The organism is Bacillus sp. FSL K6-1012 (assembly GCF_037964915.1).
Taxonomy (GTDB): domain Bacteria; phylum Bacillota; class Bacilli; order Bacillales; family Bacillaceae; genus Bacillus; species Bacillus halotolerans.
This window is the reverse complement of the sequence record NZ_CP150175.1, coordinates 2,482,792-2,508,723: the sequence shown is the minus strand read 5'-3', so window position 1 is coordinate 2,508,723 and position 25,932 is coordinate 2,482,792. Positions and strand designations below refer to the sequence as shown.

At 45.1% G+C, this 25,932-nt stretch carries 27 protein-coding genes; 19 read left to right on the top strand and 8 right to left on the bottom strand.

What is annotated here, in order from left to right; translation table 11 throughout:
- The first annotated feature begins 2 nt into the window (after positions 1-2).
- A complete protein-coding gene (gene prpB, locus NSS75_RS12880; protein WP_339233310.1) occupies positions 3-908 on the top strand; it encodes a methylisocitrate lyase in 906 nt (301 codons plus the stop codon).
- Positions 909-943: 35 nt separating this feature from the next.
- Here prpB and NSS75_RS12875 read toward each other — a convergent pair whose 3' ends face one another.
- Entirely contained in the window at positions 944-1,186 is a 243-nt protein-coding gene (locus NSS75_RS12875) for a DUF2627 domain-containing protein (protein ID WP_024121990.1), read from the bottom strand.
- A gap of 151 nt (positions 1,187-1,337) precedes the next feature.
- Between NSS75_RS12875 and NSS75_RS12870 the strand changes: the two genes are divergently transcribed.
- The 8 genes from NSS75_RS12870 (at position 1,338) to NSS75_RS12835 (ending at position 11,397) form a co-directional block, all read left to right on the top strand.
- On the top strand, positions 1,338-3,416 hold the full coding sequence (locus tag NSS75_RS12870) for a sigma 54-interacting transcriptional regulator (protein WP_339233308.1): 2,079 nt from the start codon (positions 1,338-1,340) through the stop codon (positions 3,414-3,416).
- 124 nt (positions 3,417-3,540) lie between these two features.
- The gene (gene yqiS / locus NSS75_RS12865) at positions 3,541-4,440 is read left to right on the top strand and encodes a phosphate butyryltransferase (protein WP_059293634.1); all 900 of its coding nucleotides are present in this window, start codon (positions 3,541-3,543) and stop codon (positions 4,438-4,440) included.
- An 11-nt stretch (positions 4,441-4,451) separates the two neighbouring features.
- The gene (bcd, locus tag NSS75_RS12860) at positions 4,452-5,546 is read left to right on the top strand and encodes a branched-chain amino acid dehydrogenase (protein ID WP_024121987.1); all 1,095 of its coding nucleotides are present in this window, start codon (positions 4,452-4,454) and stop codon (positions 5,544-5,546) included.
- A gap of 23 nt (positions 5,547-5,569) precedes the next feature.
- Positions 5,570-6,655, top strand: coding sequence for a butyrate kinase (gene buk / locus NSS75_RS12855; protein WP_024121986.1), 1,086 nt, complete (start codon positions 5,570-5,572; stop codon positions 6,653-6,655).
- A 19-nt stretch (positions 6,656-6,674) separates the two neighbouring features.
- Positions 6,675-8,099 (top strand): dihydrolipoyl dehydrogenase, encoded by a 1,425-nt coding sequence (gene lpdA / locus NSS75_RS12850; protein WP_103672250.1) that lies wholly within the window; start codon positions 6,675-6,677, stop codon positions 8,097-8,099.
- A 21-nt stretch (positions 8,100-8,120) separates the two neighbouring features.
- Complete coding sequence (gene bfmBAA / locus NSS75_RS12845; RefSeq protein WP_024121984.1) at positions 8,121-9,113, top strand: 3-methyl-2-oxobutanoate dehydrogenase subunit alpha; 993 nt, start codon at positions 8,121-8,123, stop codon at positions 9,111-9,113.
- Positions 9,114-9,126: 13 nt separating this feature from the next.
- Positions 9,127-10,110, top strand: a complete 984-nt coding sequence (gene bfmBAB, locus NSS75_RS12840; protein WP_024121983.1) for a 3-methyl-2-oxobutanoate dehydrogenase subunit beta — start codon at positions 9,127-9,129, stop codon at positions 10,108-10,110.
- 21 nt (positions 10,111-10,131) lie between these two features.
- Positions 10,132-11,397, top strand: a complete 1,266-nt coding sequence (locus tag NSS75_RS12835; RefSeq protein WP_103672248.1) for a dihydrolipoamide acetyltransferase family protein — start codon at positions 10,132-10,134, stop codon at positions 11,395-11,397.
- Positions 11,398-11,458: 61 nt separating this feature from the next.
- Here the strand turns inward: NSS75_RS12835 and NSS75_RS12830 are convergent, their stop codons facing one another.
- The 3 genes from NSS75_RS12830 to NSS75_RS12820 form a co-directional block, all read right to left on the bottom strand.
- Entirely contained in the window at positions 11,459-12,295 is an 837-nt protein-coding gene (locus NSS75_RS12830) for a MerR family transcriptional regulator (protein WP_029441362.1), read from the bottom strand.
- A 69-nt stretch (positions 12,296-12,364) separates the two neighbouring features.
- Positions 12,365-13,534, bottom strand: a complete 1,170-nt coding sequence (gene bmr, locus NSS75_RS12825; protein WP_024121980.1) for a multidrug efflux MFS transporter Bmr — start codon at positions 13,532-13,534, stop codon at positions 12,365-12,367.
- A gap of 123 nt (positions 13,535-13,657) precedes the next feature.
- The gene (locus NSS75_RS12820) at positions 13,658-14,551 is read right to left on the bottom strand and encodes a YegS/Rv2252/BmrU family lipid kinase (RefSeq protein WP_326050965.1); all 894 of its coding nucleotides are present in this window, start codon (positions 14,549-14,551) and stop codon (positions 13,658-13,660) included.
- A gap of 161 nt (positions 14,552-14,712) precedes the next feature.
- On the opposite strand from NSS75_RS12820, the gene brxB reads away from it, so the two are divergent.
- The 6 genes from brxB (at position 14,713) to NSS75_RS12790 (ending at position 19,261) form a co-directional block, all read left to right on the top strand.
- Positions 14,713-15,150, top strand: coding sequence for a bacilliredoxin BrxB (gene brxB / locus NSS75_RS12815; protein WP_024121978.1), 438 nt, complete (start codon positions 14,713-14,715; stop codon positions 15,148-15,150).
- 266 nt (positions 15,151-15,416) lie between these two features.
- On the top strand, positions 15,417-16,184 hold the full coding sequence (gene artP, locus NSS75_RS12810; protein WP_059335386.1) for an arginine ABC transporter substrate-binding protein ArtP: 768 nt from the start codon (positions 15,417-15,419) through the stop codon (positions 16,182-16,184).
- A gap of 80 nt (positions 16,185-16,264) precedes the next feature.
- Positions 16,265-16,924: an arginine ABC transporter permease ArtQ gene (artQ, locus tag NSS75_RS12805; RefSeq protein WP_014664528.1), complete on the top strand. Its 660-nt coding sequence runs from the start codon at positions 16,265-16,267 to the stop codon at positions 16,922-16,924.
- A complete protein-coding gene (gene artR, locus NSS75_RS12800; protein ID WP_024121976.1) occupies positions 16,917-17,639 on the top strand; it encodes an arginine ABC transporter ATP-binding protein ArtR in 723 nt (240 codons plus the stop codon). Before artQ ends, artR begins: the two co-directional genes overlap by 8 nt.
- Before the next feature lie 71 nt (positions 17,640-17,710).
- Positions 17,711-18,679 carry an aromatic acid exporter family protein gene (locus NSS75_RS12795; RefSeq protein ID WP_101861176.1) on the top strand — a complete coding sequence of 323 codons (969 nt, stop codon included), beginning with the start codon at positions 17,711-17,713 and terminating at the stop codon, positions 18,677-18,679.
- 51 nt (positions 18,680-18,730) lie between these two features.
- Complete coding sequence (locus NSS75_RS12790; protein ID WP_268544959.1) at positions 18,731-19,261, top strand: L,D-transpeptidase; 531 nt, start codon at positions 18,731-18,733, stop codon at positions 19,259-19,261.
- A gap of 19 nt (positions 19,262-19,280) precedes the next feature.
- Here the strand turns inward: NSS75_RS12790 and prli42 are convergent, their stop codons facing one another.
- Positions 19,281-19,373 carry a stressosome-associated protein Prli42 gene (gene prli42 / locus NSS75_RS12785; protein ID WP_003226489.1) on the bottom strand — a complete coding sequence of 31 codons (93 nt, stop codon included), beginning with the start codon at positions 19,371-19,373 and terminating at the stop codon, positions 19,281-19,283.
- An 89-nt stretch (positions 19,374-19,462) separates the two neighbouring features.
- On the opposite strand from prli42, the gene mce reads away from it, so the two are divergent.
- The 3 genes from mce to NSS75_RS12770 are packed head-to-tail and all read left to right on the top strand — an operon-like array spanning position 19,463 to position 22,534.
- The gene (gene mce, locus NSS75_RS12780; RefSeq protein WP_268544962.1) at positions 19,463-19,867 is read left to right on the top strand and encodes a methylmalonyl-CoA epimerase; all 405 of its coding nucleotides are present in this window, start codon (positions 19,463-19,465) and stop codon (positions 19,865-19,867) included.
- Positions 19,868-19,877: 10 nt separating this feature from the next.
- A complete protein-coding gene (locus NSS75_RS12775) occupies positions 19,878-21,401 on the top strand; it encodes an acyl-CoA carboxylase subunit beta (protein ID WP_103672294.1) in 1,524 nt (507 codons plus the stop codon).
- Positions 21,402-21,418: 17 nt separating this feature from the next.
- Complete coding sequence (locus NSS75_RS12770) at positions 21,419-22,534, top strand: tripeptidase T (protein ID WP_339233300.1); 1,116 nt, start codon at positions 21,419-21,421, stop codon at positions 22,532-22,534.
- A 49-nt stretch (positions 22,535-22,583) separates the two neighbouring features.
- Here the strand turns inward: NSS75_RS12770 and NSS75_RS12765 are convergent, their stop codons facing one another.
- From NSS75_RS12765 to mifM, 3 genes are all read right to left on the bottom strand, one after another.
- The gene (locus tag NSS75_RS12765; protein WP_127696789.1) at positions 22,584-23,312 is read right to left on the bottom strand and encodes a DUF2071 domain-containing protein; all 729 of its coding nucleotides are present in this window, start codon (positions 23,310-23,312) and stop codon (positions 22,584-22,586) included.
- Between the two features lie 127 nt (positions 23,313-23,439).
- Entirely contained in the window at positions 23,440-24,267 is an 828-nt protein-coding gene (locus tag NSS75_RS12760; protein WP_024121969.1) for a membrane protein insertase YidC, read from the bottom strand.
- A gap of 29 nt (positions 24,268-24,296) precedes the next feature.
- Entirely contained in the window at positions 24,297-24,584 is a 288-nt protein-coding gene (gene mifM / locus NSS75_RS12755) for a membrane protein insertion/folding monitor MifM (RefSeq protein ID WP_081638334.1), read from the bottom strand.
- A gap of 72 nt (positions 24,585-24,656) precedes the next feature.
- Here mifM and NSS75_RS12750 point away from each other — a divergent pair, with 72 nt between their 5' ends.
- Entirely contained in the window at positions 24,657-25,901 is a 1,245-nt protein-coding gene (locus NSS75_RS12750; RefSeq protein ID WP_024121967.1) for a DNA polymerase IV, read from the top strand.
- Positions 25,902-25,932 lie beyond the last annotated feature (31 nt).

Below are 25,932 nucleotides of genomic sequence, written 5' to 3'. Positions count from 1 at the left end.
TCTTGTCTTGGATCGTCAATAAGCAATCGTCACAAGAAGAGCTTGCTGAACGCTTCCGCAAGCTGATGTGTGCGCCGGAAATATTGCAAATTCCTGGTGTTCATGACGGGATGGCCGCCTTGCTTGCGAAGGAGGCCGGTTTTTCTGCCTTATACTTATCGGGTGCGGCTTATACGGCCAGCAGGGGGCTGCCTGATCTCGGAATTGTTACGTCGGCAGAAATGGCCGAACGGGCAAAAGATCTTGTCCGCGCAGCAGACTTGCCTTTGCTCGTTGATATCGATACGGGCTTTGGCGGGGTATTAAACGCTGCCCGCACCGCCCGCGAGATGCTGGAAGCAAGGGTGGCAGCTGTGCAAATAGAGGACCAGCAGCTTCCGAAAAAATGCGGGCATTTGAATGGCAAACAGCTTGTCCCGGCTCAGGAATTGGCGCAAAAAATAAAAGCCATTAAACAAGCGGCACCATCACTTGTGATTGTCGGCCGTACAGATGCAAGAGCGCAAGAAGGACTTGAATCCGCAATAAAACGCGCTTTGGCATACATTGAGGCGGGAGCGGACGCAATTTTCCCTGAAGCGCTTCAAACGGAAAACGAATTTCGCCAGTTTGCTGAACAGATCCCTGTCCCGCTTCTTGCCAATATGACTGAGTTTGGGAAAACCCCGTATTATCATGCAGATGAATTTGCTGCTATGGGGTTTCAGATGGTGATCTATCCGGTCACCTCGCTCAGAGCTGCGGCAAAGGCTTATGAACGGATGTTTAGCTTGATAAGGGAGCGCGGATCGCAAAAAGAAGGGCTTGATGATATGCAGACGCGTAAGGAGCTGTATGAAACGATTTCTTATTATGATTATGAAGCGCTGGACAAAACGATTGCCAAGACCGTCTTGCCTGATAAATAATGCGAACAAAAAAGCCGGAGCATTCTCCGGCTTTTTTACATCTTTTGTTTTCTGAATCGCGGACTGACTTGATTGCGTTTTCTGTCTCTGTACAAGATGAACCCGGCCAGCACATACAGGCCGAAAACGAAAAAGATTAATCCTGATAAACCTTGGAGCCAAAGAGAAGAAAATGGCTTTACCGTATGGCCGAAAAGCATATCTCTCATCAGTTTAATGCCTAAAGCAGAAATGGCGCCGGGGAGCACTAAAATCAAAAGCGCAAGAAGTCGGCTCATGTTCAGAAAACCCCTTTATTTTTCATTTCCTTTATTGTCCAGCGGAAAAAATATTTTGTCAAGAGAAGAAAACGTGGTAACATAGGGTTGTGCAAATTATTGCAACGGAAAAAACAGGTATGCAAATTTTTTCATACAAAGGGGTATCGGGATGCAGAAGGTACTGATTGTAGGTGCCGGTAAAAGGGGAACGGCGTTATTACAAATTCTCATTAAAACAGCCATCATAGACATTATTGCCGTGGTTGACAAAAACCCCGAAGCGCCGGGATTAAAAGAAGCAAAACATTATGGAATTGCCGTTTCATCTGATTGGAAACCATACATACAAGAAAAGCCGGATATCGTCATTCATACAACGGGTGATCAAGCTGTACTTGACGAACTCCTTCAGGAAAAACATGAGCAGACCATTGTTATGCCGGGAAAGATGGCTTACATTGTGTTTCAGCTTATGGAAGAAAAACAGCAGCTGATTCAAATGCTAAAAGAACAAACATACAAACATGACCGAATCTTTAATTCCACCCACGACGGAATGATTTTTATTGATATCAATGAAGAGATCATTCTGTTTAATCATATGGCTGAAAATATGGTGGGAAAACAACGTGAGGAAGTCATTGGACGCCCGATCAAAGAAGTCATCCCGAGCACAAAGATGCCTCGGATTTTAAAAACGAGAGAGCCTGAATACAATCAAAAACAGCTCTTGGGTGAAAATTTGCAAATTGTAACAACAAGGCTGCCGATCATTGATGAAGGCGGACGTCTGCTCGGAGCACTCAGTGTATTTAAGGATATTACAGATGCAGTCGAGCTGGCGGAGGAAGTGACAAATTTAAAACAGGTGCGCACGATGCTGGAGGCGATTATACAATCCTCCGACGAGGCGATTTCTGTCGTTGATGAAAACGGCATTGGCCTGTTGATCAATAAAGCATACACAAAAATGACTGGGCTTTCTGAAAAAGAAGTCATCGGCAAGCCGGCGAACACTGATATTTCTGAAGGGGAAAGCATGCATTTAAAGGTGCTTGAGACAAGACGCCCAGTGCGCGGCGTCAGAATGAAGGTCGGCCCGAATGAAAAAGAGGTCATCGTCAATGTAGCGCCGGTGATTGTGGATGGCATTTTAAAAGGCAGTGTCGGCGTGATCCATGACGTGTCAGAAATTAAAATGCTGACCGCGGAGCTTAACAGGGCCAGGCAGATTATCCGCACGCTCGAAGCGAAATATACCTTTGACGATATTATCGGCAAAAGTGAGCAAATGCTGGTTGCGCTTGAGCAGGCGAAGCTTGGAGCGAAAACGCCGGCAACGATTTTGCTGCGCGGAGAATCGGGCACGGGCAAAGAGCTGTTTGCCCATGCCATCCATAACGAAAGCGACAGGAAATACAATAAATTCATCCGCGTAAATTGCGCCGCTCTTTCAGAAAATCTTCTGGAATCAGAACTGTTTGGCTACGAGGAAGGCGCGTTTTCGGGAGCGAAGCGCGGCGGCAAGAAGGGCTTATTTGAAGAAGCCAATAACGGCAGCATTTTCTTAGACGAAATCGGCGAGCTGACGCAAAATATGCAGGCGAAACTGCTGCGCGTCCTTCAAGAAAAAGAGATCGTCAGAGTGGGAGGCACGAAGGCAATCCCTGTTAATGTGAGAATTATTGCAGCCACAAATGTAAATATCGAAAAAGCAATGGCGGATGGGACGTTCCGTGAAGATCTGTATTACCGCATCAATCGCTATCCCATCTCTATTCCCCCTTTGCGTCAGCGGATTGAAGACATTGAAGCACTCAGTGAAAGGCTCATTCAAAAAATTAACCGCGATTACGGCCGGAATGTAAAGGGACTGACCCAGCAGGCTTTGCGGGCATTGTCGGCTTACCATTGGCCGGGGAATGTCCGCGAGCTGGAAAATGTCCTTGGACGAGCAATGATTTTTCTGAAGCCGCACATGGAATGGATTGAAAAAGAGCATTTGCCTGTATTTGAAATAGAACAAAAAGGAAGCAGCGCAGAACAGGGAGCCGGGTTTGACTTTCCTGACATCGAAGGCGAAAAGCTGTCTAAGGCCGTTGAAAAATTTGAAGCGCACTTGATTCAGCAAACGCTGGAAAAGCATCATTTTAACCGTACGAAAACAGCGAAAGCCCTCGGCGTCAGCATTCGAAATTTATATTACAAAATGGATAAATACGGCCTTGCAAATGAAGGCATGCAATAATTTGCAGAATAAGCGCAAACATCTGCACGAATCTTTCTTCGCATCCATCATGACAGCATCGCACCGAGCTGGCATAGAACTTGCATAATAAAAAGCGGAGTCGAGACAAGAAAGGTGGTAACTGATGAAGCTGAAAGATTTGATCGGCAAAGCGTCGATGTACAAAAACAAGACCATTGCGGTTGCTCATGCTGAGGATGAGGAAGTGATCCGGGCTGTGAAACTGGCAGCCGAGCATTTGTCCGTCCGTTTTTTATTAGTGGGCGACAGCAAAAAACTGAACGACCTGACATCCTCCATGCAAGGGCATCAAGTGGAAATCATTCATGCCAATACGCCGGAGGAATCGGCGAAGCTAGCGGTTCGCGCTGTTCATCAAAAAAAAGCAGACGTCTTAATGAAAGGGAATGTGCCGACTTCTGTTTTGCTTAAAGCGGTATTAAACAAACAGGAAGGGCTGCGGAAATCCCGTGTCCTTTCTCATGTGGCCGTGTTTGATATTCCTGACTTTGAGAGACTGATGTTTGTGACAGATTCGGCTATGAATATTGCCCCTTCGCTGGAGGAGCTTCAGCAGATTCTTCAAAATGCTGTTCATGTCGCGCGTGCAGTAGGGAACAATATGCCAAAAGCGGCTGCCCTTGCAGCGGTAGAAACGGTAAATCCGAAGATGGAAGCGACGGTCAATGCAGCTGCTCTCGCCCAAATGTGCAAAAGAGGGCAGATTAAAGGGTGCATTGTAGATGGACCGCTTGCCTTGGATAACGCAGTATCGCAAATTGCCGCGGCTCAGAAAAAGATTTCGGGAGACGTAGCGGGCAGCGCCGATATCCTTCTTGTCCCTTCGATTGAAGCGGGAAATATTTTATATAAATCACTGATTTATTTTGCGAAAGCACACGTGGCGGCTGTCATTACGGGGGCCAAAGCGCCGATTGCATTAACGAGCAGAGCGGATTCCGCTGAAAACAAACTGTATTCGATCGCGCTGGCATTATGCGCATCTGAAGAATACACACTTTAGGAGGAACTGATATGGAACTTTTTAAATATATGGAGCAATACGATTATGAGCAATTGGTTTTCTGCCAAGACGAACAATCAGGATTAAAGGCAATTATCGCAATTCATGATACAACACTGGGACCAGCGCTCGGCGGAACGAGAATGTGGACGTATGAAAATGAAGAAGCTGCGATTGAAGACGCACTGAGACTTGCAAGAGGCATGACCTATAAAAACGCGGCGGCAGGCTTAAACCTGGGTGGCGGAAAAACGGTTATCATCGGCGATCCGCGCAAGGATAAAAATGAAGAAATGTTCCGCGCGTTCGGCCGTTATATTCAAGGGCTTAACGGCAGATATATTACGGCTGAGGATGTCGGCACAACGGTTGAGGATATGGATATCATTCATGATGAAACAGATTTTGTCACAGGTATTTCCCCAGCATTCGGCTCTTCAGGAAATCCGTCTCCTGTTACTGCTTACGGGGTGTATAAAGGCATGAAGGCTGCCGCTAAAGCTGCATTCGGCACGGACTCTCTTGAAGGAAAAACCATCGCTGTACAGGGTGTTGGCAACGTGGCTTACAATCTATGCCGCCACCTTCATGAAGAAGGAGCAAGCTTAATCGTTACGGATATCAACAAGCAATCAGTTGAACGTGCGGTACAAGATTTTGGCGCTCGTGCGGTTGATCCAGAAGATATTTATTCACAAAACTGCGATATTTATGCGCCGTGTGCTCTTGGTGCAACCATCAATGATGATACTATTAAGCAGCTGAAAGCTAAAGTGATTGCAGGCGCGGCTAACAATCAGCTGAAAGAAACTCGCCACGGCGATCAAATTCACGAAATGGGCATTGTTTACGCACCGGACTACGTCATCAACGCGGGCGGCGTTATCAACGTTGCGGATGAGCTTTACGGCTATAATGCGGAACGTGCACTGAAAAAGGTTGAGGGCATTTACGCTAACATTGAACGTGTCCTTGACATTTCCCAGCGTGACGGCATTCCGACGTATTTAGCGGCTGACCGCTTGGCTGAAGAACGAATTGAACGCAATCGCCGCTCAAGAAGCCAGTTTTTGCAAAACGGCCACCATATATTAAGCAGACGCTAAGAAATTGATCTGGAGGTTTTGAAATGCTACATGATGAAAAACGCATTCTCACCATTAATCCAGGCTCAACTTCAACGAAAATCGGTGTTTTTCATAATGAACGCAGTATTTTTGAAAAAACACTGAGACACGACATAGAAGAGCTGCAGCAGTTCGACCATATTATTGACCAGTATGAGTTTCGAAAAAAGCATATCCTCGAATCGCTTCATGAACAGGGCATCAATATTTCAAAATTTGATGCTGTCTGTGCCAGAGGGGGTCTTCTCCGTCCGATAGAAGGCGGGACATATGAAGTGAATGACGATATGATTGAGGACTTGAAAAGCGGTTATGCAGGACAGCATGCCTCCAATTTAGGAGGCATTATCGCAAGAGAAATTGCTGACGGCCTCAACATTCCATCTTATATTGTAGACCCTGTTGTAGTTGACGAAATGTCAGAGCTCGCTAAAATATCAGGCATGCCGGAAATTGAACGGAAAAGCATTTTTCATGCTTTAAACCAAAAAGCTGTCGCCCGTAAGGCGGCAGACTCTCTTGGCAAACGATATGAGAATATGAAAATGATCATTACTCATTTGGGCGGCGGCATTACAATAGGTGTACATGACCGGGGCCGGGTGGTGGACGTCAACAACGGCCTTCACGGAGAGGGACCGTTCAGTCCTGAACGCGCAGGAACAGTGCCTGCGGGGGATCTCGTCGATTTATGCTTTTCAGGAGAATATACAAAAGAAGAAATGATGAAAAAACTGGTGGGAACCGGCGGGCTCTCCGGTTATCTAGGTACAAATGACGCTGTGAAAGTAGAACAAATGATTCAGGAGGGCGATGAAAAAGCCCGCTTAATTTTTGACGCCATGGCGTATCAGGTAGCGAAAGAAATCGGAGCAGCAAGCGCCGTTTTAAAAGGCGAAGTCGAGGCCATTGTTCTGACAGGAGGTCTGGCTTACGGCAAAAGCTTTGTTTCCAGCATCAGATCATACATAGATTGGATTTCGGACGTTTTAGTATATCCGGGAGAAAACGAACTGCAATCTCTGGCCCAAGGGGCGCTCAGGGTATTGCAGGGCGAAGAGCAATCCAAACAATATCGCATTGAATAGACAGACAGGAGTGAGTCAGATGGCAACTGAGTATGATGTAGTCATTCTGGGCGGCGGTACAGGCGGTTATGTCGCGGCGATCAGAGCGGCGCAGCTCGGCTTAAAAACAGCCGTTGTAGAAAAAGAAAAGCTCGGCGGAACATGCCTGCATAAAGGCTGTATTCCGAGTAAAGCGCTGCTGAGAAGCGCGGAAGTGTACCGGACAGCCCGTGAAGCCGATCAATTCGGAGTCGAAACGTCCGGCGTTTCCCTCAACTTTGAAAAGGTACAGCACCGTAAGCAGGCTGTTGTCGATAAGCTTGCAGCAGGCGTCAATCATTTAATGAAAAAAGGAAAAATTGACGTGTATGACGGATATGGGCGCATCCTCGGACCGTCTATTTTCTCTCCGCTGCCGGGAACGATTTCTGTTGAACGGGGAAATGGCGAAGAAAATGACATGCTGATCCCGAAGCAGGTCATTATAGCTACAGGTTCAAGGCCGAGAATGCTTCCGGGTCTGGAAGCGGACGGAGAGTTTGTTTTGACCTCGGATGAAGCGCTCCAAATGGAGGAGCTTCCAAAATCAATGATCATCGTCGGCGGAGGGGTCATTGGAATCGAATGGGCATCCATGCTTCATGACTTTGGCGTAAACGTAACGGTTATCGAATATGCGGACCGGATATTGCCGACTGAAGACCAGGACATTTCAAAAGAAATGCAAAGCCTTCTTACGAAAAAAGGAATTCAGTTTGTCACAGGAGCTAAAGTGCTGCCTGATACGTTAAAAAAATCATCAGGCGAAATCAGTATACAGGCGGAAAAAGACGGAGAAACCGTCACTTATACATCGGAAAAAATGCTCGTTTCCATCGGCAGACAGGCAAATATCGAAGGAATCGGTATAGAAAACACCGATATCGTCACTGAAAACGGCGTCATTTCAGTAAATGAAAGCTGCCAAACGAAGGAATCTCATATTTATGCAATCGGAGACGTAATCGGTGGCCTTCAGTTAGCTCATGTTGCATCGCATGAAGGAATCATTGCCGTTGAGCATTTTGCGGGTCTCAATCCGCATCCGCTTGATCCGACACTTGTACCGAAGTGCATTTACTCAAGCCCTGAAGCTGCCAGTGTCGGCTTAACAGAAGATGAGGCAAAAGCGAATGGGCATAATGTCAAGATCGGCAAGTTCCCATTTATGGCAATTGGAAAAGCGCTTGTATATGGAGAAAGCGACGGATTTGTAAAAATCGTGGCGGACCGTGAAACGGATGATATTCTCGGCGTGCATATGATAGGCCCGCATGTCACTGACATGATATCAGAGGCAGGTCTTGCAAAAGTGCTGGATGCGACGCCATGGGAGATCGGACAAACGATCCACCCGCACCCGACGCTGTCTGAAGCGATTGGAGAAGCAGCGCTTGCTGCAGATGGCAAAGCCATTCATTTTTAAAAGCATAAAGGAGGCGCTCGAATGAGTACAAACCGACATCAAGCATTAGGGCTGACTGATCAGGAAGCCGTTGATATGTATAGAACGATGCTGTTAGCTAGAAAAATCGATGAAAGAATGTGGCTGTTAAACCGCTCTGGTAAAATCCCGTTTGTTATCTCTTGTCAAGGACAGGAAGCAGCACAAGTAGGAGCAGCTTTCGCCCTTGACCGTGAAACGGATTATGTGCTGCCTTACTATAGAGACATGGGTGTCGTGCTTGCGTTTGGCATGACTGCGAAGGACTTAATGATGTCCGGGTTTGCCAAAGCAGCAGATCCAAACTCAGGAGGCCGCCAAATGCCGGGGCATTTCGGTCAAAAGGAAAACCGGATCGTGACGGGGTCTTCTCCGGTAACAACGCAAGTGCCGCATGCGGTCGGCATTGCGCTGGCTGGACGAATGGAGAAAAAAGACATTGCGGCTTTTGTCACATTTGGAGAAGGATCTTCAAACCAAGGCGATTTCCATGAAGGGGCAAACTTTGCCGCTGTTCATAAGCTTCCGGTTATTTTTATGTGTGAAAACAACAAATACGCGATTTCGGTCCCTTACGATAAGCAAGTAGCATGTGAAAATATTTCAGATCGTGCCGTAGGCTATGGAATGCCTGGCGTAACGGTGAATGGAAACGATCCGCTCGAAGTTTATCAAGCGGTGAAAGAAGCGCGTGAACGGGCGCGAAGAGGAGAAGGCCCTACCTTAATTGAGACGATTTCTTACCGCCTGACACCGCATTCCAGCGATGACGACGACAGCAGCTACAGAGGCCGTGAAGAAGTAGAGGAAGCGAAAAAAAGTGATCCCCTATTTACTTATCAAGCCTACTTAAAGGAAATAGGCCTGCTGACCGAAGAGATAGAACAAACCATGCTGGACGAAATCATGGCAATCATAAACGAGGCGACAGATGAAGCGGAGAACGCTCCTTATGCAGCTCCTGAGTCAGCGCTCGATTATGTGTATGCGAAGTAGGGAGGAAGTACAAATGTCAGTAATGTCATATATTGATGCGATCAATTTGGCAATGAAAGAAGAAATGGAACGAGATTCACGTGTCTTCGTTCTTGGGGAAGATGTAGGAAAAAAAGGCGGGGTATTTAAAGCCACAGCCGGTCTGTACGAACAATTTGGAGAAGAGCGTGTCATGGATACGCCGCTTGCTGAATCAGCGATCGCCGGAGTCGGTATCGGAGCGGCTATGTACGGCATGAGGCCGATTGCTGAAATGCAGTTTGCTGATTTTATTATGCCGGCGGTAAACCAGATTATTTCCGAGGCTGCTAAAATCCGCTACCGCAGCAACAATGACTGGAGCTGCCCGATCGTTGTCAGAGCGCCGTACGGTGGCGGCGTGCACGGAGCGCTTTATCATTCTCAATCAGTCGAAGCGATTTTCGCCAATCAGCCCGGACTGAAAATTGTGATGCCTTCAACGCCATATGACGCGAAAGGACTCTTAAAAGCCGCAGTTCGTGATGAAGACCCGGTGCTGTTTTTTGAGCACAAGCGCGCGTATCGTCTGATCAAAGGAGAGGTTCCGGCAGATGATTATGTACTTCCTATCGGCAAGGCTGATGTAAAAAGGGAAGGCGATGACATCACGGTGATCACATACGGGCTTTGTGTCCACTTTGCTTTACAGGCTGCAGAACGTCTCGAAAAAGACGGCATTTCTGTACATGTGGTGGATTTAAGAACGGTATACCCGCTTGATCAAGAAGCGATCATCGAAGCGGCATCCAAAACCGGAAAGGTCCTTTTGGTCACAGAAGATACAAAAGAGGGCAGTATCATGAGTGAGGTGGCTGCCATTATATCCGAGCATTGTCTGTTCGACTTAGACGCGCCGATCAAACGGCTTGCAGGTCCTGATATTCCGGCTATGCCTTATGCGCCGACAATGGAAAAATACTTTATGCTCAACCCTGATAAAGTAGAAGCGGCGATGAGAGAATTAGCGGAGTTTTAAAGACGTAAGGAGGATACGATCATGGCAATAGAACAAATGACGATGCCGCAGCTTGGCGAAAGCGTAACGGAGGGCACGATCAGTAAATGGCTTGTCGCCCCTGGAGATAAGGTGAACAAATACGATCCGATTGCGGAAGTTATGACAGATAAGGTAAACGCGGAGGTTCCGTCCTCTTTTACCGGTACAATAACAGAGCTTGTGGGAGAAGAAGGCCAGACCCTGCAAGTCGGAGAAGTGATTTGCAAAATCGAAACAGAAGGCGCAAAGCCGGCTGAACAAAAACAAGATCAGGCGGAAGCGCCAACTGCCGGGCAAGCTGCTCCTGAAAGCCGCACTGAAGCAGCCAGTCAGGCCAATAAGAAACGTTTTTCTCCAGCCGTACTTCGTTTGGCCGGAGAGCATGGCATTGACCTTGAGCAAGTGAAAGGAACGGGCGCCGGCGGAAGGATCACGAGAAAAGATATTCAGCGTATCATTGATTCAGGCGGCGTTTCAGAACAGACTGAAGAGCCAAAAGCAGCAGCTCCTGCACCAGCGCAAAAACAGGAGACGAAAGAAAACGTTTCTCATCCTGCTGCAGCAGCCGGAGATAAAGAAATTCCTGTCACAGCTGTTAGAAAAGCGATCGCTTCAAATATGAAACGAAGCAAAACAGAAATTCCTCACGCTTGGACGATGATGGAAGTCGATGTCACAAACATGGTGGCATACCGAAACAGTATAAAAGATTCCTTCAAGAAAACAGAAGGCTTTAATTTAACTTTTTTCGCCTTTTTCGTAAAAGCGGTCGCTCAGGCGTTAAAGGAATTCCCGCAAATGAACAGCATGTGGGCGGGGGACAAAATCATTCAGAAAAAAGATATCAACATTTCAATCGCGGTTGCCACGGAAGATTCTTTATTTGTTCCGGTGATCAAAAACGCTGATGAAAAAACGATTAAAGGCATTGCGAGAGAAATTACCGACCTTGCCAAAAAGGTAAGAGACGGAAAACTGTCAGCAGACGATATGCAGGGAGGAACGTTTACCGTCAACAATACAGGTTCATTCGGATCTGTTCAGTCGATGGGAATCATCAATTATCCTCAGGCTGCGATTCTTCAAGTGGAATCGATCGTCAAACGCCCGGTTGTCATGGATCATGGCATGATTGCGGTCAGAGATATGGTCAATCTGTGCCTGTCTTTAGATCACAGAGTGCTTGATGGCCTCGTGTGCGGAAGATTCCTGGCACGTGTCAAAGAAATTTTAGAATCGATAGATGAGAAGACCTCTGTCTACTAAACAAACAGAAAGAGCATTTTTTGAACGATAACTTCAAAAAATGCTCTTTTTCTATGTACCATTATTCTGCGATTCGGATTTTCATTTCAACCCGATATTCTTCTTGTTTTTTCGGAGAATAATGAATCGGTATGATTAACTCGTAAACATCACTGATAACCGTTAATTGACGGTCCGTGATATACTTGATCAGCTTTTGTAAGTTGAGAAAATAATGCTCTGGCGAGAAATTATAAGCGATACAAACATATTTGCCTTTTGGTATTGTTGTGATTTCCATATCCGGCGTAATCGCAGAAATTTGTTTATTCGTTAAGACAGGCGTAAAAATATGACGGTAAGTCATTTCATCAATGTTGTTGTACGGCTGAAACGAGAAAGTAGCACCGTAGCTATTGTTCGAAAAACCATCAGCTGATTCGATAAATGTTTTTAGTTTGCTGTATGAGGCGTTGAGCACGTTTTCAGGCCCGATTCCCTCTGCCTCTGTCTGTATAATCCGTGTTTCTTCCTCATCTAGAACAAACACCTCACCGAGCGCAGGATATTCCATCTGCCGTTTCATTCGCTTTTTCACCAGAGAAATGGTCTGCTCCAATGTTGATAAAAAATCTAATTTCTCCCTGATTTGCTTTTCCTGCTCTGTATAAAAAGCAAACAGTTCCTCCATCTCTAATTCCTGTGCCTTTTTCATCTCTTCTAAAGGTGTGCCAATATATTTTAATGATTTGATCAAATCAAGATGATAGAGCTGGGAGTCAGTATAATAGCGGTAGTTCGTATCCGGGTCGACGTAGGCGGGTTTGAATAAATCAATCTTATCGTAGTAACGAAGCGCTTTAATCGACACATTTGCCAGTTTTGAAACTTCTCCAATTGAGTAAAACGAGTCCTTCATGCCATCCCCCCTTATGATCAGTATAATGAAAAAGCGCATCCTTTGCAGTACACAAAGAATACGCTTTTTTTACATGCTGGCTTTTATATGGGCAGGGGCTTTCCAGGCAATGGTCAGCGCAATGCCTATGGCTAAAGCTACTGTTGCAAAATAAAATGGATAGTTTAAGTCAATATCGAATAGCATTCCCCCGATAATAGGGCCGAACACATTGCCGATACTCGTAAACATTGAATTCATCCCGCCGGCAAACCCCTGTTCATTTCCCGCAATTTTTGACAGATAGGTTGTTACGGCCGGCCGCATAAGATCGAATCCGACAAATACGGTGAAGGTAACTAATAAAATCGCAGCATATGAATTTACGATGGTCAGCAAAAACACAAGACTAGTTGAGAGAATTAAGCTGTAGCGGATTAAACGGATTTCCCCAAACCACCTTGTGAAGCGGTCGAATAAGACGACTTGCGTGATGGCTCCGACAATTGCTCCCCCAGTTATCAAAATGGCAATGTCACTGGCCGTAAATCCGAATTTATGATCAACGAATAACGCAAATAAAGATTCAAACGATGCTAATCCAAAAGACGATATTAAAATGATGAGAAAAGCAATGAAATACATAGGTGCAAAAATCCGCTTGAATCCTGTCTTTTGGCCCTCTATTTTCTCATTCTCAGGATTTCGCTCCGGTTCCCGAAGCGTTAGCATCGATAAAATGGCTGCTATTAACGCAAAGGCTGCCGCAAAGAAGAAAGGCAGACGGGAATGGATTTCCGCTAAAAATCCGCCAATGCCGGGACCGATAATAAAACCTGTTGAAATAGCGGCTGACATATAGCCGAGCGCTTTCGGCCGTGTTTTAACAGTAGTGATATCGGCGATAAAAGCCGTGACCCCGGGCATAATGAAAGCAGCACTGATACCGCCAAGCATACGGGATATAAATAAAATGTCAACTGTTTTTCCGATGCCGAATAAAAACTCTGAAACACTAAAAAACAACAGGCCAATCACGATCATAATTTTGCGTCCGAAGCGGTCAACCCAGCGTCCGGCGATTGGTGACACAATAAGCTGCGTAACAGCGAAGCATGCAACCATATAGCCGACCGCGGTACCGGATAAATGCAATTCATTCATAATCGCGGGCGTTACCGGAATCACAAGCCCGATCCCTAAAAAGGCAATGAATAAATTGGTTAATAATATAGCTAATGTGATGTTCTGTTTCTTCATGTGACTTCCCCTTTTTACGAAAGTGTATCCCTTATACTGTAAGACCTCCTCTTAGGGGAGAGTCAACGGATTTCTTTCTATGAAGCTGTTCGCTCTTTATAAACGTCCTTTACCAGCGGACAGTTATTCATTGCGGGGAATAAGCATGTCAATGTGCTGCGGAAGGACTTGAATCACAGCGGGTGTATGTGTGTACACTTCTCCATCTGTATCAGCCTTTTTGACGGTATCCGTTTCAATTTCGACGCGAGAGGCCTGAACATAGGACAGCTCACCGGTGAACCGCTCTATTGTGCCCTGTTCCATATTCATCAGCTCGCGCAAAGCGGAGAGATTGGTGCTGCGGCAAATGAGGATATCAAGTAATCCGTCACATATACTGGCATCCGGCAGGGGAATTCGATTCGTTCCGATGTACTGTCCGTTCATGACAAGCAGCATAACGGCTTCATCTTTTATCTCTTGCCCATCGATTGTCAATGAAATAGGAAAGGACTCAGCGGATGAGACGGTACGTAACGCGCTTGTAAAATAGCTGATTTTTCCTAATAACGCTTTTTCCGTTTCGTTGATTTGATTCGATGTTTCTGCGATCAGGCCGATCCCCCAGAAATTCAAAAAATAACGATCGTTCATCTGGCATACATCAACCTTGGATTTTTTTCCTGACACGAGTGCTTCGGCTGCCTTTGCAAGATTTTGAGGAATGCCCAGCACTCTTGAAAAGTCATTGCACGTTCCGCCGGGCAAAATACCGACAGCTGGCCTTCTTTCTAAAGTACTGATGCCATTGATGCATTGATGGACTGTACCGTCGCCGCCGAGAATAAAGACAGTCTCGATAGAATCATCTATTGAACGGCAAAAATGATAGGCATCGTCTTTTTTCTTTGTCTGTTTAATGATCACCTCATCTAACGATTGTGATAAAACCGGCACAACAGCTCCTAATGCTTTTTCTATATTTTTGTTGCCGGCGTTTCCGTTATGAATAAGTAAAGCTTTCCGGTGGCTCATACAAAACTGCTCCTTTATTTATACATCTGATTATATAATTCCCTTATCTTGTAAGGAGTAAACGGAAAGCAAAAAATCCTCCGATATAAGCGGTAGCATTTGCCGATAAGGCGGTTTCCTTGCTATCATAAGAACAGATGATGAAAAAGGAGAGGTCTTCATTGAACATGGACTTTAATTTATTTATGAATGATGTTGTCCGCCAAGCGAGACAAGAAATTACAGCTGCCGGATATACCGAACTGAAAACAGCTGAAGAGGTGGACGAGGCACTTACGAAAAAAGGAACGACGCTTGTCATGGTCAACTCTGTCTGCGGATGCGCGGGCGGGATCGCAAGACCGGCTGCATACCATTCCGTTCATTATGACAAAAGACCTGACCAGCTCGTGACTGTGTTTGCGGGACAGGATAAAGAAGCGACGGCAAGAGCGCGCGAATATTTCGAAGGATATCCGCCATCCTCTCCGTCATTTGCTATTCTAAAAGACGGGAAAATCATGAAAATGGTGGAGCGTCATGAAATTGAAGGCCATGAGCCGATGGCAGTTGTCTCTAAACTGCAGGAAGCCTTCGAAGAATATTGCGAAGAAGTATAAGATAAAACCCCGGATGCCCGAGCGGCACGGGGTTTTTTTGTGCATAAAATTCCAAGTTATAATGAATAAATATTAGAGTTTATTCAATGGCTACGCTACAGAAGATGTCCTTTTATCTAGTAATATGAAAAGAGATTGCTGGAAAAATAAGCTTTGAGATAATTTTTAAAAATAGTATTGCATAAAAATAAGAAAGTGTTTAAAATACAAATTAACGAATAAATATTCAAATATGATAAAAGTAATGAATATGGGGGAAATGGATCATGAAAAAATGGCTCTTATTACTGATAGCTGCGTGCATCACCTTTGCATTATCTGCTTGCGGCTCAAGCAGTTCAGGTTCAGAAAGCGGCAAGAAAAAATTAGTTATGGGAACTTCGGCGGATTACAAACCGTTTGAATATAAAGATGGCGATAACATTGTCGGTTTTGATGTAGATTTGGCAAAGGCCCTTGCGAAGAAAACCGGCTACGAAATTGAAGTGCAGGATATGGACTTTAACAGCTTAATTACAGCACTGAAATCAAAACAAGTTGATTTGGTTTTGTCAGGAATGACACCGACGCCTGATCGTAAAAAACAAGTTGATTTTTCCGATGTATATTACACAGCGAATCATATGATTGTCAGCAAAAAAGACAGCGGCATTAAGTCTTTAAAAGATCTCAAAGGAAAAACAGTCGGCGTTCAGCTTGGCTCCATTCAGGAAGAGAAGGGGAAAGAGCTTTCTCCGGAATATGATTTTAAAACAGAAGACCGCAACAGAATTTCTGATTTGGTGCAGGAAATCAAATCTGACCGCTTTGACGCCGCGATTATTGAAGACATGGTGGCAGAAGGGTATTTCAAATCAAATGATGACCTGCAGGGCTTCGTGATTCCTGATGCGAAAGCGGAAGAAGCCGGTTCTGCGATTGCTTTCAGAAAAGACAGTGAACTGACGGACAAATTCAATAAAGCGCTCAAAGAAATGCAAGATAACGGAGAGCTCGAAAAATTGAAGAAAAAATGGTTCACTGGCGAGAAGTAAAAAAAGCGGCTCAACTTTTTCGTTGAGCCTTTTTATTGAATAGGAAATCTTTTTTCCTGTAAGAAAAGGAGACAAAGGCTATGAATTTGGATTTTTCAGCAACGATCCCCCAAATTCCTTTTATATTAGAAGGCTTAGCAATCACATTAAAAATTGTTGTTGTATCTGCTATTATCGGACTTATATTAGGGATTGTGCTAAGCTTATGCAAGATCAGCACATTCCGCCCGCTGATCTGGATTGCTGATTTTTACACATCAGTATTTCGCGGCACGCCTTTAGTGCTGCAGCTTATGATTGTTTATTTCGGGCTCCCGCAGCTGCTCGGCTTTCAAATTGACCAGTTTTGGGCGGCGGTTGTCGCATTGTCACTGAATTCCGCTGCTTATGTATCGGAAATTATCAGAGCGGGAATCAACGCAATTGATAAAGGGCAAAAAGAGGCTGCTGTCGCACTGGGTGTTCCGTACGGCAAAATGATGAAGGATCTGCTTTTGCCGCAGGCCTTCAAAAATATATCACCTGCCATTGTAAATGAATTAATTACGTTAACAAAAGAATCGGCGATCGTTACCGTTATTGGTCTTGGCGATGTCATGAGACGCGCGTATCAAGCTGGCGCCGCCACTTACAATTACCTTGAGCCGCTGATTATCGCCGGATTGATTTATTATGTGCTTGTCCTTATTTTAACGTTTATCGGCAAGGCTGTAGAAAGGAAGCTGAAATCCAATGATTAAGGTTGAAAAGCTGTCAAAATCATTTGGGAAACATGAAGTATTAAAAAACATTTCAACAAACATCGCTGAAGGTGAGGTTGTTGCCGTCATTGGCCCTTCAGGCTCAGGCAAATCAACATTTCTTCGCTGTTTGAATCTCTTGGAGAAACCTAACGGCGGAACCATCACAATTAAAGACAAAGAGATTACACAGCCGAAAACCAATACATTAAAGGTACGGGAAAACATCGGAATGGTATTTCAGCATTTTCATCTTTTTCCGCACAAAACGGTTCTCGAAAATATCATGTACGCACCTGTAAATGTCAAAAAAGAATCCAAGCAGACTGCACAGGGAAAAGCCGAAGAGCTGCTGCGCAAAGTCGGATTGTTTGAAAAGCGAAATGACTATCCAAACCGTTTATCAGGCGGACAAAAGCAGCGTGTCGCCATCGCTCGTGCTTTGGCAATGAATCCTGAAATCATGCTGTTCGACGAGCCGACATCCGCGCTTGACCCTGAAATGGTCAAAGAAGTGCTCCAAGTCATGAAAGAACTGGTTGAAACCGGTATGACCATGGTAATTGTTACACATGAAATGGGCTTTGCAAAAGAAGTGGCCGACCGCGTGTTATTTATGGATGAAGGAATGATCGTCGAGGACGGCAACCCGAAAGAATTTTTTCTTTCGCCAAAATCCAAAAGAGCGCAGGACTTTTTAGAAAAAATATTATAGAATATAGGGAAAAAGGAGAAGGCTTGTGCTTCTTCTTTTTTGTTGAAGAAACAAATAGAATGGAGTCCGACATGTTTAAAATTGGTTACCGCACAATAAAGACCGCACTTGGAACAGCTCTGGCTATTTATTTAAGCCAGCTATTGCATTTGCAAAACTTCGCATCAGCAGGAATCATCACCATTTTGTGCATACAAATCACACAAAAACGGTCGCTTCAAGCGTCATGGGCCCGATTTGCAGCATGCTGTCTGGCAATTCTCTTTTCCTATCTCTTTTTCGAACTGATTGGTTATCATCCATTTGTCATTGGATTGCTTTTGCTGATTTTCATCCCGACAACAGTTGTATTAAAAATCAACGAAGGTATCGTCACCAGCTCTGTTATTATCCTTCATCTGTATATGTCCGGCGGCATTACGCCCCAATTCATCTGGAATGAAGTCCAGTTAATTACGGTGGGAATCGGCGTTGCTCTTTTAATGAATCTGTATATGCCGAGCCTTGACCGGAAGCTGATCGCCTATCGAAAAAAGATAGAGGACAATTTTGCTGTCATTTTCGCAGAAATCGAACGGTATTTGTTAACTGGTGAGCAAGATTGGACAGGAAAAGAAATTCCGGAAACACACCAGTTAATCACTGAAGCCAAAAACCTGGCGTACCGAGATGTACAAAACCACATTCTGCGCCACGAAAATCAGCACTATCATTATTTTAAAATGAGAGAAAAACAATTTGAAATCATTGAGCGCCTTCTTCCTAAAGTGACATCCATCTCCATTACGGTGGACCAAGGTAAAATGATTGCTGAATTTCTTCGCGATCTGCGGGAAGCAATTCACCCGGGGAATACAGCCTACAAATTTTTGAAAAGACTTGCTGACATGAGAAAAGAATTCGAAGAGATGCCGCTTCCTGCGACAAGAGAAGAATTTGAAGCGAGAGCCGCACTCTTTCATCTTCTTGGGGAAATGGAGCAATATTTAGTGATCAAAAGTTATTTCAAAGGAATCAAAGCAGAAAAATCGCTCGCTTAACTCGCATGAGCTCATCCTCCATTGGTCAACCTAATGGAAAAGGAGGAGCTTATGCGTTTTTTCTTATGTTCAATATTGATGATTATTTCTCCGATATGGCCGCTTGGCGAAAATCCGCTTCCAGGTGACCCGTATGTCATCGTCAACAAGAAAACAAATGAGCTTGCTGTCATCATCGACAACAAAATTGAAGGCGTTTATCGTGTGGCAACCGGAAAGTCGGATGATCTGACGCCTGAGGGAGAATTTTCGATTACAGTAAAAGCGGCGAATCCTTATTACAGAAAGAAAAATATTGAAGGCGGAGCTTCTGAGAACCCGCTTGGGGCAAGATGGATTGGGTTTGATGCGAGAGGGACAGACGGCCGGATCTACGGAATTCACGGGACAAACCGGGAAGAATCTATCGGTCAATTTGTATCTAACGGCTGTATACGTATGCATAACGATGAAGTTGTCCATCTGTTTCAAGAGATTCCGGTGGGGACGAGAGTGCTGATCACGAAAGACTCCCGGTCTTTTGAGGAGATTGCCATTGAGCATAAAGCCCTGATAAAAAAGCAGGTTGTTCCTGTTCAATAGGCCGCCTGCTTTTTTATCATTATAAAAACATAACGATTCCTGAGAGTACTGTTGAAAGAATAAAAACTCCCAAAATCACGATTAAAACGCTTTTCATCAGTTTTTGAGACATGGTTTCACTCCTTAGACAATCTGATTATATTTTATCGTGTTTTGTATGGGCGGACAAGCGATATCTATTGCCGGAAAGCAGGGATGAAAATGACCGGACTTGACCATATTGGGATTGCCGTTTATTCCATAAACAAGGCCAGAGCTTTTTATGAAGATGTATTGGGATTAACGTTTCTTCATCAAGAAACGGTTGAAGAGCAAAAGGTGACCATTGCTCTTTTCCAAGCGGGAGGCGTTTATTTGGAGCTGATCGAGCCGTTAACGCCTGACAGCCCTGTCCGTACATTTTTAGATAAAAAAGGAGAGGGGCTGCACCATGTTGCGTTTCTATGCAGCGGCTTAACAGATCAGCTTCAAGCATTATCAAACCGGCAAATTGATGTAATAGACAGGCAGCCGAGACAGGGAGCAAACGGGAAACAGATCGCGTTTATTTCTCCGCGGGAAACAAACGGCGTGCTTGTCGAGCTCTGTGAACCGAAAGGAGATTAAGACATTGAACATGAATGAGCATATCGGTCATCTATACAACAGGCGCAGGCAGGCGGAAGAAGGCGGGGGACATGCAAAGCAGGCTGAACAGCGGAAAAAGGGAAAGCTCACAGCGCGGGAAAGGATCGCCTATCTCTTGGATGAGGATAGTTTTATCGAATTATATCCCTTCATGGAGAGCCGAAGCTTAACGAGGGAGCAGCGTATATTGGGAGATGGAGTCGTGACGGGTTACGGTACGATTGACGGCCGCTCTGTATATGTGTTTGCGCAGGATTTTACCGTATTCGGCGGGGCGCTTGGCGAAACCCATGCGAAAAAGATTACCTCTCTTATGGATCTTGCAGCAAAAAATAAAGCCCCGATTATCGGGCTGAACGACTCAGGTGGTGCGAGAATTCAAGAGGGTGTGGTATCATTAGATGGATACGGTCACATATTTTACCGAAACGTCTTATATTCCGGAGTCATTCCGCAAATCTCGGTTATATTAGGACCGTGCGCTGGAGGCGCTGTGTACTCTCCGGCACTTACTGATTTTATCTTTATGGCAGAACAGACGGGCCGAATGTTTATTACCGGTCCGAAGGTCATTGAAAAAGTAACAGGAGAACAGGTTGATGCGGAGAGCTTAGGAGGAGCGGGAATACATAATGCCGTCAGCGGAAATGCCCACTTTTCCGGAAAAACGGAAGAGGAGGTTCTGGCAGGAGTGAAGAAGCTGCTGTCTTATTTGCCGCTCGACAAACAGATATCACTACCTTCATCTGTGGATGAGGCCTCCAGCTCGTTAATAAACCGCCTCGTGCCGGCTGACAGCACAAAGCCGTATGATGTTCGGGCGGTGATTCAGGAATTGGCTGATCCGCAGTCTTTTTTTGAGATTCAGCCGTATTTTGCGAAAAATATCGTCATCGGATTTGCAAAGCTTGGCCAAAAAACGATCGGAATTGTGGCAAACCAGCCGAAACATTTAGCAGGAAGCCTGACGATTGACGCGGCTGATAAAGCAGCGAGATTTATCCGGTTTTGTGACGCCTTTGACATCCCGCTGTTAACTGTCGAAGATGTTCCGGGGTTTTTGCCCGGCATTCAGCAGGAGCATAACGGCATTATCAGACACGGAGCCAAATTGCTGTTTGCTTATGCAGAAGCGACGGTCCCAAAAGTAACGCTCATTATCAGAAAAGCGTATGGCGGGTCGTATGTCGCCATGAACAGCAAATCCATCGGAGCGGATCTCGTGTTTGCTTGGCCAAATGCCGAAATCGCAGTGATGGGTGCTGAAGGTGCGGCATCTATTTTGTATGATAAGGATATTGAAGCGTCAGCTGACCCGCAAAAGACAAAACGCGAAAAAACAGCTGAATACAAAAAACAAAACGCCAGCCCTTACAAAGCGGCGGCATGCGGAATGGTCGATGACATCATTTTGCCGGAAGAATCAAGGAAAAGACTCATCCAAGCTTTTCACATGCTTGCACATAAGACAGAAGAGAGACCGAAAAAAAAGCACGGTAACATACCGCTTTAACATGGAGGGACTTACAAATGGTGAATGAAAAACGCCTGCTGGAAGAATTTTTAGAGCTTGTACAAATCGATTCAGAAACGAAGCACGAGGCTGAAATCTGCAAAGTGTTGAAACAGAAATTTTCTGATTTAGGGGTAGACGTAAAAGAAGACGATACAATGGATATCACTGGCCACGGAGCCGGTAACCTGATCTGCACATTAAAAGGGACGAAAAAGACAGATACAATTTATTTTACATCTCATATGGACACAGTCGTACCCGGAAACGGCGTAAAACCGGTTGTTGAGGACGGATATGTCAAAACAGACGGCACAACGATTTTAGGCGCCGATGACAAAGCCGGATTGGCTGCCATGTTTGAAGCAATTAAAGTGCTCAAAGAAGAAAACATTGAGCACGGCACGATTGAATTCATCATCACAGTAGGTGAAGAATCAGGTCTTATCGGGGCAAAGGCGCTGGACCGTTCCATGATAACAGCATCCTACGGTTATGCTCTTGATTCAGACGGAAAAGTCGGCAATATCATTGTTGCGGCACCGACTCAGGCGAAGGTAAGAGCGGCGATTTATGGTAAAACTGCACACGCCGGAGTTGAACCAGAAAAAGGTATATCAGCGATTACAATCGCAAGCAAGGCCATTTCAAAAATGCCTTTGGGCCGCATCGATGAAGAAACAACAGCAAACATCGGCCGATTTGAAGGCGGCACACAAACAAACATTGTGTGCGACGAAGTTCATATTCTCGCTGAAGCCCGTTCTTTAGTTCCAGAAAAAATGGAAGCGCAGGTTCAAAAAATGAAAGCTGCTTTTGAAGAGGCGGTAGCTGATATGGGCGGACGTGCAGAAGTCGAAATCGAAGTCATGTATCCAGGGTTTAAATATCAAGATGGCGACCAAGTCGTTGAAATCGCGAAAAAAGCGGCAGCGAAAATCGGACGCACGAGCGAGCTGCAAACGAGCGGTGGCGGAAGCGACGCAAACGTAATCGCAGGCCACGGCATCCCAACGGTCAATCTTGCTGTCGGGTATGAGCAAATTCATACGAAGAACGAAAAAATGCCGATTGAAGAGCTGGTGAAAACAGCAGAAATGGTTGTTGCCATTATTGAAGAAGCAGCAAAATAATGAAGAAAAACCCGAGTGCGGATCTGGCATTCGGGTTTTTTTCTGACAGTCAGTGCCATTGTCGAAGCGGCCAAAATAACACGTCTTGTTTTTTGGCAAAATGAAGCAGCGGTTCTGAGTCTGGTAAAGTGATTTCGTGAGCATCAGCCACTGTATTGATTGAAAACTGGGCCTCGGCTCTTTGAAGAAGCCAAGGATGATGGTGAATGTCCTCATAATAGAGCTTGTCACGATGGGCGGTGTAGAGTCTGTAGCGCTCCGTCAGCCAGTAATCAAGCGAACCCTCTTGCGCTGTAAAAGGCGCAGAGAGCGGCCGGTACTTGGCGCCGAATTCTGCTTTTCCGGCGTCTCTCCGTTTGCTTCTATATTCCATATCAGCCCCATTTTTTTCGGCTTTCATATCGGCGTAAAAATAAGGCAAATGAAAGAAAGTCCGTGCACCTTGAACTGCCAGCCGATGATCAGCATCTAAGCTGAAGAAATAAATGCCCGGCTTGCCTTTATAGGTGACATAAGTGCGCAGGTTAAGCTCTGGAAAGGACTGGGCTCCGGGAATAGGAGGGAGAAAACGCGCGCGAAGGTTTGTGAGCATAAAGGGAAGCACGCTGACCCAAGCTTGTCCGTTATATGTATCTATGTCCAATATCGGCGGAATCTTAGCTCGAAGGGTAGAGTAATCAACCGGCCAATGAGCAAATAAGACATCATTCCATGTTTGTTTCATGATCCAAATTCCCTCAGGCACAGAAATATTTTTTTGTTGAGACTGTTCCGTCACGACACCAGCTCCTTTCATTTGGATGTGAGTAAAGGTATTCCCGATTTTCTTCTTTTTAAACGGATGCAGGTTCTAAAAAGTGATGGAAATAAAAAAACAACTCCGAACAAAAGTCGGAGTTGTTTTTTTATTTCACCGGCTCTGTAAGAGCGGCTGTTTTTTTATGTTTATGGTGTGTCATCTGAAGTACGACGTTTTGCACTGTCAAGAACAGGCCGCTGGTGAACCAGTACAGCGGAAGGGCCGCAGGTACATTAAGCGAGAAAATCGTCATCATCACAGGGAAGATAAACACCATTAGCTTTGCAGATTGCTGCGCTGCCGGATTTTGCGGGACAGCGGAATATTTCGCACTCAGCTTTTGAGCGACATAGGCTTGGACAAAATACATAATCCCTGCACTAAGGGACACGAGAATATCAGATTGTCCTAAACTGAACCATAGAAACGAGTGCGACGCAATTTCAGGTGTTGAACGAATTGCGTAATAAAACCCAATCATAATCGGAAACTGAATCAGCATTGGAAGACAGCCCATCGCAAGCGGGTTGATATTATGCTCCTGATACAGCTTCATCATTTCCATTTGAAGTTCTTTCTGCTTTTCCGGGTCCTTTGTCTTTTTGATTTTGGCTTGAATGCTGTCTACTTGCGGTTTAATGACTGCCATTTTCTCTTGGAACACACGCTGTTTTTTAAACTGATTGACAAACAAAGGCAGTACCACAACGCGCACAATAACGGTTACAAGAATGATAGACAACCCGTACTCTCCGTGAAACAGTCCGGCAACGCCTTTCAGCAGCGAGGAAAAAGGCTCAATTAAATAGTCGTGGAAAAAACCGACGTTACCGAGACCTCCCACCTGATTTGTTGCAGCAAAAGCTGCGTTGCCCGAGCATAATACGATCAAAAAGGCCCCTAAAGCCAAAAGTTTCTGATATGTTTTTAACAATTTGTTCTCCTCCTTTTTATAAATGCGGTTTATAAAAGAAGGGAACTGACGTCTTCATCATCATTCACAGGTGAATTCATGCGGAAGACTTTACGTATCCAAGTTGTAATGCGATGATATATAATAATAAGAAAGTCTGTTCGGTTTATTCGAAAGACCGTCTGATGTTCATCTGTTCGTTTTGATTTCCACTGCTCGCCGGCACGGCACTCTCGCAAGAGAAAAGCAATCCCGATGGCGGTCAGAGCCGGAAGAATAATTGTGAAAAAATCGACTAAGAATAAAACGTCATTTATCGATTCCACAAACATTGTAATCACATCCATTCAATACCTTCATTTTACTATATGTACAAGCCGTTGTCTAATGAACGGAAAGGAGATATGTTTATGCCGGGGAAGGGCCGAATTATTTTCCATATTGATATGAACAGTTTCTATGCATCGGTGGAAATGGCATATGACCCGGCTCTCCGAGGAAAGCCGGTTGCAGTTGCCGGAAACGTCAAAGAACGCAAAGGCATCGTTGTCACATGCAGCTACGAAGCAAGGGCGCACGGCGTGAAAACAACCATGCCGGTTTGGGAAGCAAAGCGTAACTGTCCTGAGCTCATCGTCCTTCCGCCGAACTTCGACCGCTACAGAAGCTCTTCAAGAGCGATGTTTAGCATCCTCCGTGAATATACAGATTTGGTGGAGCCTGTATCCATCGACGAAGGCTATATGGATATGACGGATACACCATACAGCCGCAATGCCTATGAGACGGCAAAAGAAATACAAAGCAGACTGCAGAAAGAGCTGCTGCTTCCGTCAAGTATCGGAATTGCCCCTAATAAATTTCTCGCTAAAATGGCATCCGATATGAAAAAACCGCTTGGGATCACCATCCTGAGAAAAAGAGAAGTGCCTGATATCCTTTGGCCTCTCCCAGTTGGAGAAATGCATGGCGTAGGTAAAAAGACGGCGGAAAAACTGAACGGGCTCAGTATTGATACGATTGGAGATTTAGCAGCAGCTGACGAACACTCGCTAAAACGGCTGCTCGGCATCAACGGGCCCCGTCTAAAAAATAAAGCGAACGGCATTCACCATGCTCCTGTTGATCCGGAGCGCATTTATGAATTTAAAAGCGTAGGTAATTCATCCACACTTTCTCATGATTCTGCCGATGAGGATGAGCTGTTAGCTGTTTTTCGCAAACTGTCCGCATCAGTTAGCGACCGTTTGCAGCGTAAGGAAGTAATGGCTTCAAAGCTGTTTATTATGATCAGATATGCGGACTGGAAAACCATTACGAGAAGCATCACACTGAAGAATCCGATAGATCAAAAAAACGAAATATATAATGAAGCAGAACATCTCTTCTTTAAGCATTGGAACAAAAACCCCATCAGGCTGCTCGGCATTACCGGAACGGATTTGGTAGAAAAAGAGCAGGCCTATAAGCAGCTCGATTTGTTCAGCTTTACAGAGGATGCGAAGGATGAACCGATTCAGCAGATGATGGAAAAACTGAATGAAAAGTACGGCTCCAAGCTGATCAGAAAAGGTGCAAAGGTTAAAAAAGACGAGAGCAAAACAAGCGGGACAAGCTTTAATAAAGATTTTTTTCAAGATGAAAAGAAAAGCTGAATGTCTTGAAATAAGGGGGTGAAGTATGGTA